This is a genomic window from Pseudomonas sp. NPDC090752, from assembly GCF_055584805.1.
On sequence record NZ_JBVJLI010000005.1, the window covers coordinates 205,988 to 219,685 of the forward strand.

The 13,698-nt window shown below is 62.9% G+C and carries 12 protein-coding genes; 6 read left to right on the forward strand and 6 right to left on the reverse strand.

What is annotated here, in order from left to right; all coding sequences use genetic code 11:
- Positions 1–13: 13 nt before the first annotated feature.
- From ACZ6YA_RS09655 to tkt, 3 genes are all read right to left on the reverse strand, one after another.
- Complete coding sequence (locus ACZ6YA_RS09655) at positions 14–1,177, reverse strand: phosphoglycerate kinase (protein WP_465896862.1); 1,164 nt, start codon at positions 1,175–1,177, stop codon at positions 14–16.
- A 12-nt stretch (positions 1,178–1,189) separates the two neighbouring features.
- Positions 1,190–2,251 (reverse strand): erythrose-4-phosphate dehydrogenase, encoded by a 1,062-nt coding sequence (gene epd, locus ACZ6YA_RS09660; protein WP_465896864.1) that lies wholly within the window; start codon positions 2,249–2,251, stop codon positions 1,190–1,192.
- Positions 2,252–2,404: 153 nt separating this feature from the next.
- A complete protein-coding gene (tkt, locus tag ACZ6YA_RS09665) occupies positions 2,405–4,402 on the reverse strand; it encodes a transketolase (protein ID WP_465896865.1) in 1,998 nt (665 codons plus the stop codon).
- A 227-nt stretch (positions 4,403–4,629) separates the two neighbouring features.
- Between tkt and ACZ6YA_RS09670 the strand changes: the two genes are divergently transcribed.
- From ACZ6YA_RS09670 to ACZ6YA_RS09685, 4 genes are all read left to right on the forward strand, one after another.
- The gene (locus tag ACZ6YA_RS09670) at positions 4,630–5,622 is read left to right on the forward strand and encodes an ArsR/SmtB family transcription factor (protein ID WP_465896866.1); all 993 of its coding nucleotides are present in this window, start codon (positions 4,630–4,632) and stop codon (positions 5,620–5,622) included.
- A gap of 19 nt (positions 5,623–5,641) precedes the next feature.
- Positions 5,642–6,832 (forward strand): methionine adenosyltransferase, encoded by a 1,191-nt coding sequence (gene metK, locus ACZ6YA_RS09675; RefSeq protein ID WP_465896867.1) that lies wholly within the window; start codon positions 5,642–5,644, stop codon positions 6,830–6,832.
- A 143-nt stretch (positions 6,833–6,975) separates the two neighbouring features.
- Positions 6,976–8,691 (forward strand): NAD-dependent DNA ligase LigB, encoded by a 1,716-nt coding sequence (gene ligB, locus ACZ6YA_RS09680; RefSeq protein WP_465896869.1) that lies wholly within the window; start codon positions 6,976–6,978, stop codon positions 8,689–8,691.
- Between the two features lie 64 nt (positions 8,692–8,755).
- Positions 8,756–9,142, forward strand: a complete 387-nt coding sequence (locus ACZ6YA_RS09685; protein WP_465896870.1) for a DUF1090 domain-containing protein — start codon at positions 8,756–8,758, stop codon at positions 9,140–9,142.
- Between the two features lie 116 nt (positions 9,143–9,258).
- Here the strand turns inward: ACZ6YA_RS09685 and ACZ6YA_RS09690 are convergent, their stop codons facing one another.
- A complete protein-coding gene (locus ACZ6YA_RS09690) occupies positions 9,259–9,705 on the reverse strand; it encodes a c-type cytochrome (protein WP_465896871.1) in 447 nt (148 codons plus the stop codon).
- A gap of 115 nt (positions 9,706–9,820) precedes the next feature.
- On the opposite strand from ACZ6YA_RS09690, the gene mltA reads away from it, so the two are divergent.
- Entirely contained in the window at positions 9,821–10,972 is a 1,152-nt protein-coding gene (gene mltA, locus ACZ6YA_RS09695) for a murein transglycosylase A (RefSeq protein ID WP_465896872.1), read from the forward strand.
- Positions 10,973–11,012: 40 nt separating this feature from the next.
- On the opposite strand, the gene ACZ6YA_RS09700 is transcribed toward mltA, so the two are convergent.
- Entirely contained in the window at positions 11,013–11,399 is a 387-nt protein-coding gene (locus ACZ6YA_RS09700; protein WP_465896873.1) for an MAPEG family protein, read from the reverse strand.
- Positions 11,400–11,427: 28 nt separating this feature from the next.
- Positions 11,428–12,261, reverse strand: a complete 834-nt coding sequence (locus tag ACZ6YA_RS09705; protein ID WP_465896874.1) for an EamA family transporter — start codon at positions 12,259–12,261, stop codon at positions 11,428–11,430.
- Between the two features lie 195 nt (positions 12,262–12,456).
- Here ACZ6YA_RS09705 and ACZ6YA_RS09710 point away from each other — a divergent pair, with 195 nt between their 5' ends.
- Complete coding sequence (locus tag ACZ6YA_RS09710; RefSeq protein ID WP_465896876.1) at positions 12,457–13,692, forward strand: cation:proton antiporter; 1,236 nt, start codon at positions 12,457–12,459, stop codon at positions 13,690–13,692.
- Positions 13,693–13,698: the final 6 nt, after the last annotated feature.

Sequence of the window (13,698 nt, forward strand, 5' to 3'; positions counted from 1 at the left end):
GGCGCCGCCATTGTCAGGCTTTTGCCCGCTCTTCCAGGATCGCCACGGCCGGCAGCACCTTGCCTTCAACGAACTCGAGGAAGGCACCGCCACCGGTAGAAATGTAGGAGATATCCTTGCTGACGCCATATTTGTCGATGGCCGCCAGGGTGTCGCCGCCACCGGCGATGGAGAACGCGGCGCTGTCGGCGATGGCCTTGGCCAGCACCTTGGTGCCGTTGCCGAACTGGTCGAACTCGAACACGCCAACCGGGCCGTTCCACAGGATGGTTTTCGACGATTTCAACAGTTCGGCGAAGTTGGCCGCAGTCTGTGGACCGATGTCCAGGATCATGTCGTCAGCGGCAACGTCGGCGATAGCCTTGACGGTGGCTTCAGCGTCCTCGGCGAATGCCTTGGCAACCACCACGTCGACCGGCAGCGGCACGTTGACCTTGGCGGCGATCGCCTTGGCAGTGTCGACCAGGTCAGGCTCGTACAGCGACTTGCCCACCGGGTGGCCGGCAGCGGCCAGGAAGGTGTTGGCGATGCCGCCGCCGACGATCAGCAGATCACAGACTGCGCTCAGGCTGTTCAGCACGTCCAGCTTGGTGGACACCTTGGAACCGGCAACGATGGCTGCCATCGGCTTGGCCGGAGCCTTCAGGGCCTTGCCCAGGGCATCCAGCTCGGCGGCCAGCAGCGGGCCAGCGGCCGCCACCTCGGCGAACTTGGCTACACCATGGGTGGAACCTTCGGCACGGTGAGCGGTGCCGAAGGCGTCCATGACGAACACATCGCACAGGGCCGCGTACTTCTGCGCCAGCTCGTCGGCGTTCTTCTTTTCGCCCTTGTTGAAGCGCACGTTCTCGAACAACACCAGGTCACCGGACTTGACCTCGATACCGTCGAGGTAGTCGGCGATCAGCGGCACGTCGCGGCCCAAGGCCTTGCTCAGGTAGTCGGCAACCGGCTTGAGGCTGTTCTCGGCCGAGAACTCACCTTCGGTCGGGCGGCCCAGGTGCGAGCAGACCATTACCGCCGCGCCCTTCTCCAGGGCGAGCTTGATGGTCGGCAGCGCTGCCAGGATACGCGCGTCGCTGGCTACCACACCGTCCTTCACAGGCACGTTGAGGTCTTCGCGGATCAGTACGCGCTTACCTTGCAGGTCGAGGTCGGTCATCTTCAACACGGTCATGAATGCAGTCCTTCAGGGCTGTTTGCTGCGGGTTGGGTGTACGACGTGCAGATAGTGTTCGGCTACGTCGAGCATACGGTTGGCAAAACCCCATTCGTTGTCGAACCAGGCCAGCAGATTCACCAGGCGGGGGCCTGAGACGCGGGTCTGGCTGGCATCGACGATCGCCGAATGCGGGTCATGGTTGAAATCACAGCTGGCGTGGGGCAACTCGGTGTAGGCCAGCAAGCCTTTCAGCGGGCCATCCAGCGCCGCCTCGCGCAACACCCGGTTGACTTCGGCCGCGCTAGTGTCGCGGGCGGTCTGCAGGGTGATGTCCAGGCACGAGACGTTGACCGTCGGCACGCGTACCGCTTTGGCCTGGATTCGCCCGGCAAGTTCCGGTAGAAGGCGCTCGATGCCGCGCGCCAGACCGGTGGACACCGGGATTACCGACTGGAAGGCCGAGCGCGTGCGGCGCAGGTCTTCGTGGTGGTAGGCGTCGATCACCGGCTGATCGTTCATCGCCGAGTGAATGGTGGTGATCTGCACATACTCGATGCCGAACGCCTGGTCCAGCACCCGCAGCAGCGGCACGCCGCAGTTGGTGGTGCAGGAGGCGTTGGACACCAGGCGTTCGTTGCCGGTCAGGCAGGCCTGGTTGATGCCATAGACCACCGTGGCATCGACATCGGCCTCGCTGGCCATGGGCTGCGAAAACAGCACGCGCGGTGCGCCGGCATCGAGGAAACGCTGGCCGTCGGCGCGCGTGTTATAGGCACCCGAGCACTCCAGCACCAGATCGATCCCCAGGGCTGCCCAATCGACGCCTTCGGGGGTGGCACTGCGCAATACTTTCACACAGTCGCCGTTGATATGCAGACAATCGCCGTCGACCCGCACTTCGCCGGGGAAACGGCCGTGGGTAGAGTCGAAGCGTGTCAGGTATTCCACGCTGGCCTGGTCGGCCAGGTCGTTCAGCGCGACGATCTCGAAACCGGCCTTCGCCCCACGTTCGAACAGCGCGCGCAGGACACAGCGGCCGATGCGGCCATAACCGTTGAGTGCAACTTTGTAGGGACGCGGGTGGGGCATGCGGGACTCACGGAACAGATCGTTTTGTAGTCAGCCTGCGGTATCTGCGGTGTCGCTATTCGCGGGCAAGCCCGCTCCCACAGGGTTTGCATATATCCCTGTGGGAGCGGGCTTGCCCGCGAATGGGGGCGACACCGCCCGCAGATCGTTACATCAGTCTTCCAGCAGCTCTTCGGCGGTACCGAGGATGTTTTCCAGGGTGAAGCCAAATTCCTCGAACAGTGCGCTGGCCGGAGCCGATTCACCGTAGGTGGTCATGCCGATGATACGACCTTCCAGGCCAACGTACTTGTACCAGAAGTCGGCGTGGGCAGCTTCGATGGCGATACGCGCACCGACTTCCAGCGGCAGCACGGACTGCTTGTAGGCAGCGTCCTGGGCATCGAACACGCTGGTGCTCGGCATCGACACGACGCGTACCTTGCGGCCTTGTTCGCTCAGTTTGTCGAACGCCTGCACGGCCAGGCCCACTTCGGAACCGGTGGCGATCAGAATCAGCTCAGGCTCGCCAGCGCAGTCCTTGAGCACGTAACCGCCACGGGCGATATCGGCGATCTGCTGGGCGTCGCGGTCCTGATGCTGCAGGTTCTGGCGCGAGAAGATCAGCGCCGACGGGCCGTCCTTGCGCTCCAGGGCGTGCTTCCAGGACACCGCCGATTCGACGGCATCGGCTGGGCGCCAGGTGTCCAGGTTCGGCGTGCAGCGCAGGCTGGCCAGTTGCTCGATCGGCTGGTGAGTCGGGCCGTCTTCGCCCAGGCCGATGGAATCGTGGGTGTAGACGTGGATCACGCGCTGTTTCATCAGGGCGGACATGCGCACGGCGTTGCGGGCGTATTCCATGAACATCAGGAAGGTTGCGCCGTAAGGCACCAGGCCGCCGTGCAGGGCAACGCCGTTCATGATGGCGGTCATGCCGAACTCGCGCACGCCGTAGTACATGTAGTTGCCGTTGGCATCTTCATGGCTGACGCCCTTGCAACCTTTCCACAGGGTCAGGTTGGAACCGGCCAGGTCCGCCGAGCCGCCGAGCAGTTCCGGCAGCAGCGGGCCGAAGGCGTTCAGGGTGTTCTGGCTGGCCTTGCGGCTGGCGATGGTTTCGCCCTTGGCAGCGACTTCAGCGATGTAGGCAGCGGCTTTTTCCGCGAAGTCAGCTGGCAGGTCGCCGTTCAGACGGCGCTTGAGCTCGCCGGCCAGCTCCGGGAAGGCGGCGGCGTAGGCGTCGAAACGCTGGTTCCAGTCGGCTTCGGCCTTGGCGCCAGTTTCTTTGGCATCCCACTCGGCATAGATGTCGGCAGGCACTTCGAACGGGCCGTGGTTCCAGTTCAGTTCTTTACGGGCCAGGGCGATTTCGTCGTTGCCCAGCGGAGCACCGTGGCAGTCTTCCTTGCCCTGCTTGTTCGGCGAGCCGAAGCCGATGATGGTCTTGCAGCAGATCAGGGTCGGACGGTCGCTCTTGCGTGCGGTCTCGATGGCGGTGCGGATTTCATCGGCGTCGTGGCCGTTGACGTTGCGGATCACCAGCCAGTTGTACGACTCGAAGCGCTTCGGCGTGTCGTCGGTGAACCAGCCTTCCACTTCACCGTCGATGGAGATGCCATTGTCGTCATAGAAGGCGACCAGCTTGTTCAGGCCCAGGGTGCCGGCCAGCGAGGCGACTTCGTGGGAGATGCCTTCCATCATGCAGCCGTCGCCGAGGAACACATAGGTGTTGTGGTCGACGATGTTGTGGCCGTCACGGTTGAACTGGGCGCCCAGTACCTTTTCCGCCAGGGCGAAGCCCACGGCGTTGGCCAGGCCCTGGCCCAGTGGGCCAGTAGTGGTCTCGACACCTGGGGTGTAGCCGAACTCAGGGTGGCCCGGGGTACGGCTGTGCAGCTGGCGGAACGACTTGAGGTCATCGACGGTGACGTCGTAGCCGGTCAGGTGCAGCAGCGAGTAGATCAGCATCGAGCCATGGCCGTTGGACAGCACGAAGCGGTCGCGGTCGGCGAAGTTCGGGTTGCTCGGGTTGTGCTTCAGATAGTCGCGCCAAAGCACTTCGGCGATATCCGCCATGCCCATGGGGGCACCTGGGTGGCCGCTGTTGGCCTTTTGCACGGCATCCATGCTGAGGGCACGAATGGCGTTGGCACGTTCACGACGGCTGGGCATCGCTTATCTCCTGGGGCTTGAATAGGTGGTATTACGAAAAAAGGCGACCATTTTCGCCCACTGCGGGGGCTGGGGGCAATGACGGATGGTCGCAGTTGGGGGAATTTCCTGTGATTGCCTGCCAATCCGGAGGAAAAACCGGCCATGCACCCCGCCCATCAGTCAATATCAAAACTTTTTGATATTGACCTTGCGGGTGCCGCCTCGCCTGTCTAGACTGCCGCTCCATGAACCTCCGTGCGCAATCCATCCCTCAGCAAAGCGACACCCTGGCCGCCCTGTGCAAAGCCAGTGGCGATGAGTTGCGCCTGAACGTTTTGCGCGCCCTGGCCAGCGACTCGTTCGGCGTACTGGAGCTGGCGCAGATTTTCGACATCGGCCAATCGGGCATGAGCCACCACCTCAAAGTGCTGGCCCAGGCCGAGCTAGTGGCCACACGCCGCGAAGGCAATGCGATCTTCTACCGCCGCGCCCTGCCCGACTACCACCGCCTCGGCGGACGCCTGCACACAGCGCTGCTCGAAGAGGTAGACGAACTTAGCCTGCCCCAGGACGTGCAGGCCCGCATCGCCCAGGTGCAACTGCGCCGCGCCGCCACCAGCCAGGATTTCTTCCTGCGCGTGGAAGAGAAATTCCGCGCCCAGCAGGACCTGATCGCCGGCCTGCCGCAGTACCGCGAAAGCCTGCTGGCCTTGCTCGACACCCTGAATTTCGAGCCGACCGCCAGCGCGCTGGAAGTCGGCCCCGGCGACGGCGGCTTTCTGCCCGACCTGGCCCAGCGCTTCGTCACCGTCACGGCCCTGGACAACAGCCCGACCATGCTTGAGCTGGCGCGCCAGGTCTGTGAACGCGAAGGCCTGAATAATGTAAACCTGCAGTTGGCCGATGCACTGGGTGCAACGGCTGTGGAAGCCGACTGCGTAGTGCTGAACATGGTCCTGCACCATTTCAGCGACCCGGCCCTGGCCCTGCGCCAGCTGGCCAAACGGGTGAAGGCAGGCGGTAGCCTGCTGGTCACCGAACTGTGCAGCCATGACCAGGGGTGGGCGCGGGAAGCCTGCGGCGACCTCTGGCTCGGTTTCGAACAGGACGACCTGGCCCGTTGGGCCAACGCTGCCGGGCTGGCCCCGGGGGACAGCCTCTATGTGGGCTTGCGTAACGGTTTCCAGATCCAGGTCCGGCATTTTCAGCGGACGGCTGGCGACACACACCATCGGTAAATTTTAGGAACCCGTCGAGATGAGCGAATACTCCCTTTTCACCTCCGAGTCCGTGTCCGAAGGGCATCCGGACAAGATCGCCGACCAGATTTCGGACGCCGTTCTGGATGCCATCATCACCCAGGACAAATACGCCCGCGTGGCTTGTGAAACCCTGGTCAAGACCGGTGTCGCCATCATCGCCGGCGAAGTCACCACCTCGGCTTGGGTCGACCTGGAAGAGCTGGTACGCAAGGTCATCATCGACATCGGCTACAACAGCTCCGACGTCGGTTTCGACGGTGCCACTTGCGCCGTGATGAACATCATCGGCAAGCAGTCGGTGGACATCGCCCAGGGCGTCGACCGCTCCAAGCCGGAAGACCAGGGTGCGGGCGACCAGGGCCTGATGTTCGGCTACGCCAGCAACGAAACCGATGTGCTGATGCCGGCGCCGATCTGCTTCTCGCACCGCCTGGTCGAGCGTCAGGCCGAAGCACGCAAGTCCGGCCTGCTGCCGTGGCTGCGCCCGGACGCCAAGTCCCAGGTCACCTGCCGCTACGAGAACGGCAAGGTGGTCGGCATCGACGCCATCGTCCTGTCGACCCAGCACAACCCGGAAGTCTCGCAGAAAGACCTGCAAGAAGCGGTGATGGAACTGATCGTCAAGCACACCCTGCCGGCCGAGCTGCTGCACAAGGACACCCAGTACCACATCAACCCGACCGGTAACTTCATCATTGGTGGCCCGGTGGGTGACTGCGGCCTGACCGGCCGCAAGATCATCGTCGACTCCTACGGCGGCATGGCCCGCCACGGCGGTGGCGCGTTCTCCGGCAAGGACCCGTCCAAGGTCGACCGTTCTGCCGCCTACGCCGGCCGCTACGTGGCCAAGAACATCGTCGCCGCCGGCCTGGCCGAGCGTTGCGAGATCCAGGTGTCCTACGCCATCGGCGTCGCCCAGCCGACCTCCATCTCGATCAACACCTTCGGTACCGGCAAGGTTTCCGACGACAAGATCATCCAGCTGGTGCGCGAGTGCTTCGACCTGCGCCCGTACGCCATCACCAAGATGCTCGACCTGCTGCACCCGATGTATCAGGAAACCGCTGCCTACGGCCACTTCGGCCGCGAGCCGCAGCAGAAGACCGTCGGCGACGACACCTTCACCACCTTCACCTGGGAGCGTACCGACCGCGCCCAGTCGCTGCGTGATGCTGCCGGGCTGTAATTTCCTACAGCGGTAGATGAAAGCCCTTGCCGAGTGATCGGCAGGGGCTTTTTTGTGACATATCGGCTGACAACTGCACGGGGCATCAACCGGTTCATTTGCCTAGGCTGAGGCTTCAACTCTGCCACGCAAGGATGCTGGGCATGCCGTTCATAGTGCTCATGCTTTTGTTGACTCTACCCCTCGCGGCCCAAGCCTTCGAATGCCCAGCCTGGTCGACGGGGCGGGCGCAAGCGGAGGTCAGCCAGCTGCGCGAGACCCTAGGCCAGTGGGACGTTCACTATCATCGCCTGGGCGATTCACCGGTACCCGATGAGGTCTACGACCAGAGCCGCCAGCGCCTGCTGGACCTGCAAGGCTGCTTCGCGCTCGACGGCGAACTGTTTTCGCTGGCCAGCGCACGCGGCCCCGTTGCCCACCCCATTGCTCACACGGGTGTCGAAAAACTGCCTGATGCCAAGGCTGTAGATCGTTGGCTGACCGGCAAGCACGGGGTGTGGCTACAGCCGAAGGTCGATGGCGTTGCCGCCACGCTGATCTATCGGCAAGGCCAGTTGGTTCGACTGCTCAGCCGGGGTGATGGTATCCACGGCCATGACTGGAGCCGCCATATCCACGCACTTGGCAACATCAATCAGCAATTACCCCAACCGCTCGACCTGGTGCTGCAGGGTGAGCTGTATCTGCGCCTGCAGGGGCATGTGCAAGCTCAGGCGGGCAGCGCCAACGCCCGTGGCAGCGTAGCCGGGTTACTGGCGCGCAAGCAGCTGAGCCGTGAGCAGGGCGCGGGAATTGGCTTGTTCGTCTGGGACTGGCCGCAAGGCCCCGATAATCAGGCCGAGCGCCTGGCACAGCTGGCCGCCTTGGGCTTCCCCGAAAGCCAGCAATACAGTGTCACCATCACCAACACGGACGAGGCCGAACACTGGCGCCAGCACTGGTACCGTACAGCGCTACCCTTCGCCACGGACGGCGTGATCCTGCGCCAGGACAGCCGACCTTCCGCCGAGCGCTGGCAGGCCAACACTCCGTATTGGATCGCCGCTTGGAAATATCCGTTCGTCCAGGCACTGGCCGAAGTGCGAGACGTGCATTTTCGCATCGGGCGCACTGGCAAAATCACGCCGATGCTCAAGCTGCAGCCGGTGACCCTGGATGACCGCCGGATCAGCCAGGTCAGCCTCGGTTCGATGGCCCGCTGGCAAGCGCTCGATATCCGTCCTGGCGACCACGTCGCGATCAGCCTGGCCGGTTTGACCATCCCACGCTTCGACCAGGTGATCCACCGTGCCGTCGAGCGCCAGTCGGTGCCTGTTCCCAAAGCGGAGCACTACGGTCCACACACCTGCTGGCAAGCCAGCGAAGACTGTGAAGAACAGTTCATCGCCCGCCTTGTCTGGCTCGGGGGCAAACAGGGGCTGGCCATGCCAGGCATCGGTCCGGGCACCTGGCGGCGGTTGGTCGAGGCAAGGCTGGTGACATCGCTGACGGACTGGTTGGAACTGGATATCAGACAGCTGGAATCAGTACCCGGCATCAATGAGACAAGCGCCGCCCAACTCCGGCGCAGCTTCGACGTTGCCCGCAGCAGGCCTTTCGTTCAATGGCTGAGGGGGCTGGGCGTACCCGCCCCCGCTCAGGTGCCAAAGGGAGAAAATTGGCTAACGTTAGCCAGTCGGTCCAACAACAATTGGCAAGCCTTGCCCGGCATCGGCGCAACACGCGCAAATCAACTCGCGAAGTTTTTCGCCAATGCGCACGTGCAGCGCGTCGCCAGGCTGCTGGGCACCCGCGGAATTGACGGTTTTCAAGTGCAAAACGAAGCCGGTTCGCTTGAAAATCCGACCAAGGGTTTATAAATCAGCAAAACCAAGGCAGGATTTCCCCACTTTTTGTTGCTCCGCCCCTTCCAGGAGGCTTTTCATGAAACGTATTTCCACCCTTTTCCTACTGGCGACTCTTGCCCTGTCGGCACACGCCGCCGAAGACCAACCGAATCTGACCGGTTGCGCCGCCAAGCGCCAGGCCATCAGCGAACAGATCGAACAGGCCAAGGCGCACAACAACAGTGAACAGCAGGCTGGCCTGGAAAAGGCCCTGAGCGAAGTGGAGGCGAACTGCACCGACGCAGGTTTGCGCAAAGAGCGTGAACAGAAGGTGCTCGATGCTCGCCATGAGGTCAACCAGCGCACCAAGGACCTGGACAAGGCGATGAAGAAGGGCGATCCGGAGAAGATCAACAAGCGCAAGGACAAACTGGCCGAGGCGAAGAAAGAGCTGCAGGAAGCGGTAGACGACCTGGAGCGCTAACCCAGGATCGCCAAGCGCGAGAAAGAAACTGGCCAGGGCCAACGCCAAACCGAGCCGTTGACCTGAGACTTCAGTCACGCGCGCCAACCAGCGCCCCATGGACGCTGGCTGGCGCATCAGTGATTGCGAAACTCCGTGTGGCAGGCCTTGCAGGCGGCCTCGACCTTGTCCATCGGTGCCTTGAGCATCCCCGCATCCAGTGGCTGACTGCGCGTCACCGCCAGCAACTCGCCCGTCACCCCTTCCAGCGCCTGCGCCAAGTCATGGAAGCGCGCCTGACGTTCCCAGACCTCAGGCCGAGCACTGCTCTCGCCATCATCTTTAACCTGCGGGAAGTGCTGCCAAGGTGCATGGGCCAGCCCATCGAGCTTCACCGCCCCTTCGGCGAACATCGCGCCATCGAACGGCAACCGTCCGCGCAGCATGCCGCCCATGTCCTCGCTGGTCTTGAGCATTTGCTTGAAGATCGCCTTGCGCTGCCCCAAGGGTGAGTTAGGATCGACACGGTCGCAGGCCACCAAGGCCAGGCTGATCAGCAGCACAGCGGTGAAACATTTGAACATCACGGTCACATTGGCAGCCCAAGGGGCCCACAGTATCCTCGCCTGCTCGACAAAGACCAATACCCTTACGAACGCTACGGGCAACTTTCATCTGCTGCCCTCCAAGGATTCATTCATGAATTTTGCTCTGCGCCATCTCGCCTGGGCGCTGCCGGCCCTGGCTTTGCTGGCCGGCTGCAATGGCGGCGAAAACGCCAAGCCCGAGCCTCACGCCATCGCAACCTACGCCCCAGCCACGTGGAAAGACCTGCCTGCGGTCAGCGACGACGATCTGCTGAGCGGCTTCTACGCCTGGCGCAACGGTTGCGAAAAGCTCAAGCGCGATCCGGTGTGGGCAGCCACGTGCGAAGCGGCCGGCGGCGATACGGCCAGCGCCGATCAGGTGCGCACGTTCCTTGAACAAAACCTGCAGGTATACGGCCTGCGCTCGGCCGGTAACAATGCTACTGGTCTGATCACCGGCTACTACGAGCCGGTGTACCCCGGCAGCCTGCAACGCACCGATGCCGCCCAGGTGCCGGTCTATGGCATCCCGGACGACATGATCGTGGTCGACCTGGCCAGCGTCTATCCCGAGCTCAAGGGCAAACGCCTGCGCGGCCGCCTCGACGGCCGGGTACTCAAGCCCTATGACACCGCCGAAACGATCTACCGCGATGGCGTCAAGGCGCCAGTACTTGCCTGGCTGACTGACCCCATGGACCTGCAGTTCCTGCAAATCCAAGGTTCCGGGCGGGTCGCGCTGGAAGATGGCCGGCAACTGCGCCTGGGTTACGCCGACCAGAACGGCCACCCGTACCGGCCAATCGGCCGCTGGTTGATCGAGCAGGGTCAGCTGAAGAAAGAAGACGTAAGCATGGGCGCCATTCACACGTGGGCCCAGGCCAACCCACAGCGGGTGCCGGAACTGTTGGCCAGCAACCCCAGTTATGTGTTCTTCAGCACCCGCCCTGACAGCAACGAAGGCCCGCGCGGTTCGCTCAACGTACCGCTGACCGCTGGCTACAGCGTGGCCATCGACCGCAAGGTGATCCCGCTGGGCAGCTTGCTGTGGTTGTCCACCACCCGCCCAGACGGCACGCCGGTGGTACGGCCAGTGGGCGCGCAGGATACCGGCGGTGCGATTACCGGCGAGGTACGTGCGGATTTGTTCTGGGGCACCGGGCCTGAGGCTGGCGAGCTGGCGGGCAACATGAAGCAAGCGGGGCAGATCTGGATGCTGTGGCCTAAAGGCCAGCCGTTGCCCGACGTGCCGAAAGTCCCATGATTGACCGCTGCCCTCTTCGACCGAAGAGGGCAGCTGGGTTTCACATCGAAATCACAAAGAACGACACAATCAACGCCAACCCGGCAAACCACACCAGCGAGCGCAATGCCGCCCAGTCCGCCAGGTAGCAAATGATGTAGAGCAGCCGGCTGGTGATGTACAGCACACCCAGAACGTCCTGCGTCACCTGCTCGGCATTGCCGACGATATCCGCCACCAGCACCGCCGCCGCAAACGCCGGAAACGCTTCGTAGCTGTTCTGCTGCGCAGCATGGGCACGCCGTGGCAGGCCGGACAGCTGGTCGAGGAAAGCACGTGGGTCGTGATTGTCCTTTAGGCCGAAGCGGCCGCTGGAAACTTTGGCGATCAACGCACACAGCGGTGCCAGGAACAACGCGATCAGGATGCACCACAGGGCAACGGTCATGGACAGGACTCCTTGTTCATTCGAGAGGTTAGAGCTTCATCACCAGCATGCCTGCCAGCACCAGCCCGCAAGCTAGGAGTCTCGGCCCGCCAAAAGGTTCTTTGAGGTAGCGCATGCCCAGCAGCACCACCAGGATCACACTCACTTCACGCAAAGCCGCTGCCTCAGCCACTGACCCCAGGTGCATGGCCCACAACACCAGCGCATAGCTGAACAGCACACAAAACCCAACGGCCAGCCCCAGTCGCCACTGCGTGCGCCAGAACAGCACGAACGGCGCCCGCCGCGCCACGCCGGCCAACAGCGGAAACGGCCAGGCGCTGAGCAATGTGAGCCACACCAGGTAGTCCCACGGCTTACCCCAAAGCCGCACCGCCTGCCCGTCGAACCAGGTGTAGCAGCCGATGCACAGACCGATCAACGCCACCACCGGGAGCATCGACCAAGGCAACCGATCGCCTCCACCGCCCTGCCACAACAGGCATGCCATGCCACAAGGGATCAGCAGGATGCCAATGATCTGCTGCTGGCTGAGCGACTCGCCGGCGAACGCCAGAGTCAGCCCCAGCACCACCAGCGGCGACAGCCCGCGCATCAGAGGATAGACCAGCCCCAGGTCTCCGACCCGGTACGCCTTGATCAACAGGACGCGGTACAACTGCTCCGCCAGCGCCGAGGCGATCAGCCAGGGCCAGATTTCGGCAGGCGGCAGATCGACGAAGGCCACGGCGAGCAAGGCAAACACCAGCGCCACCAGGTCCATGCTGGCGATGACCAGCAGGCGCTCGCCGCTGAATTTGATCAGGGTGTTCCACGTCGCGTGCAGCAGGGCGGCGATCAGTACCAAGGAAGTTGCGAGCACGGTTTTTTATGGTCCTTGTGCCTGTCGAACGATTTGTAGTTTTTGAGATCGAGCGACCTAAAACTAAAGCCATACATTCGGAACGATTCCAATATTTCCAGTCAAATCCTGTGTCCCGACACCCTCGCCAGGTCATCAAAGAACTGCCCGAGCCATTCGGGTTACGACTTGGAAGCCATTTTTACAGGACCTGGGATGCTTGAATTAGTTGCCGCCTTTATCTGCCTGACCACCCTCCTCACTTACGTAAACTACCGCTTCATCGGCCTGCCACCCGCCATCGGCGTGATGGTCACGGCGTTGCTGTTCTCCCTGATACTGCAGGGGCTGAGCCTGATCGGCTTCCCCGGCCTGGAAGAACGCGTCGAAGGGCTGATGAACCAGATCGACTTCAATGACCTGCTGATGCACTGGATGCTGGCGTTCCTGCTGTTCGCCGGCGCACTGCACGTCAACCTCACCGATCTGCGCAGTTACCGCTGGCCAATCGGTTTGCTGGCGACGATAGGGGTACTGATCGCCACCGTGGTGATCGGCTACCTGTCGCATTGGGTGTTCGGCCTGTTCGGCTGGAACGTGCCGCTCATCTACTGCCTGTTGTTCGGCGCACTGATCTCGCCCACCGACCCAATCGCCGTGCTCGGCGCGCTACGGACCGCCAACGCCTCCAAGCCGCTGAAGACCACCATCGTCGGCGAGTCGCTGTTCAACGACGGCACCGCGGTGGTGGTGTTCACCGTGCTGCTCGGCATCATCCAGCTGGGCGAGACGCCCAGCGTCACCGACACGGCGATCCTGTTCGCCCGCGAAGCCATCGGCGGCGTGGTGTTCGGTGGCCTGATCGGCTACGCCACTTATCGCATGATCAAGAGCGTCGAGCAGTATCAGGTCGAGGTCATGCTGACCCTGGCGCTGGTCATCGGCGGCTCGGCGATGTGCTACGAACTGCATGTTTCGGCGCCAATCGCGATGGTCGTGGCCGGCCTGATCATCGGCAACCTGGGGCGTAACTTGGCGATGAACGACATGACCCGTCGCTACATGGACGGTTTCTGGGAATTGATCGACGACATGCTCAATGCCCTGCTGTTCGCCCTGATCGGCCTGGAGCTGTTGCTGCTGCCGTTCAACTGGCTGCACCTGGCGGCGGGCAGTGTGCTGGCACTGGCGGTATTGCTGTCGCGACTGCTGACCGTGGCCCCGGCGATCCTGCTGTTGCGCCGCTGGCGCAGCGTGCCCAAGGGCACCATCCGCGTACTGACCTGGGGTGGCCTGCGCGGCGGCGTGTCGGTAGCGCTGGCGCTGTCGCTGCCGCTGGGTGAGGAACGCGACCTGTTGCTGTCGATCACCTACATCGTGGTGCTGTCATCGATCCTGGTGCAGGGGTTGAGCGTCGGCCGCGTCGTGCGCAAGGTCAGCGCCCAGCCTTGATATAGG

Coding starts and splice junctions, on each gene's coding strand:
- ACZ6YA_RS09655 (WP_465896862.1), bottom strand. CDS start 1,177: ATGACCGTGTTGAAGATGACCGACCTCGACCTGCAAGGTAAGCGCGTA.
- epd (WP_465896864.1), bottom strand. CDS start 2,251: ATGCCCCACCCGCGTCCCTACAAAGTTGCACTCAACGGTTATGGCCGC.
- tkt (WP_465896865.1), bottom strand. CDS start 4,402: ATGCCCAGCCGTCGTGAACGTGCCAACGCCATTCGTGCCCTCAGCATG.
- ACZ6YA_RS09670 (WP_465896866.1), top strand. CDS start 4,630: ATGAACCTCCGTGCGCAATCCATCCCTCAGCAAAGCGACACCCTGGCC.
- metK (WP_465896867.1), top strand. CDS start 5,642: ATGAGCGAATACTCCCTTTTCACCTCCGAGTCCGTGTCCGAAGGGCAT.
- ligB (WP_465896869.1), top strand. CDS start 6,976: ATGCCGTTCATAGTGCTCATGCTTTTGTTGACTCTACCCCTCGCGGCC.
- ACZ6YA_RS09685 (WP_465896870.1), top strand. CDS start 8,756: ATGAAACGTATTTCCACCCTTTTCCTACTGGCGACTCTTGCCCTGTCG.
- ACZ6YA_RS09690 (WP_465896871.1), bottom strand. CDS start 9,705: ATGTTCAAATGTTTCACCGCTGTGCTGCTGATCAGCCTGGCCTTGGTG.
- mltA (WP_465896872.1), top strand. CDS start 9,821: ATGAATTTTGCTCTGCGCCATCTCGCCTGGGCGCTGCCGGCCCTGGCT.
- ACZ6YA_RS09700 (WP_465896873.1), bottom strand. CDS start 11,399: ATGACCGTTGCCCTGTGGTGCATCCTGATCGCGTTGTTCCTGGCACCG.
- ACZ6YA_RS09710 (WP_465896876.1), top strand. CDS start 12,457: ATGCTTGAATTAGTTGCCGCCTTTATCTGCCTGACCACCCTCCTCACT.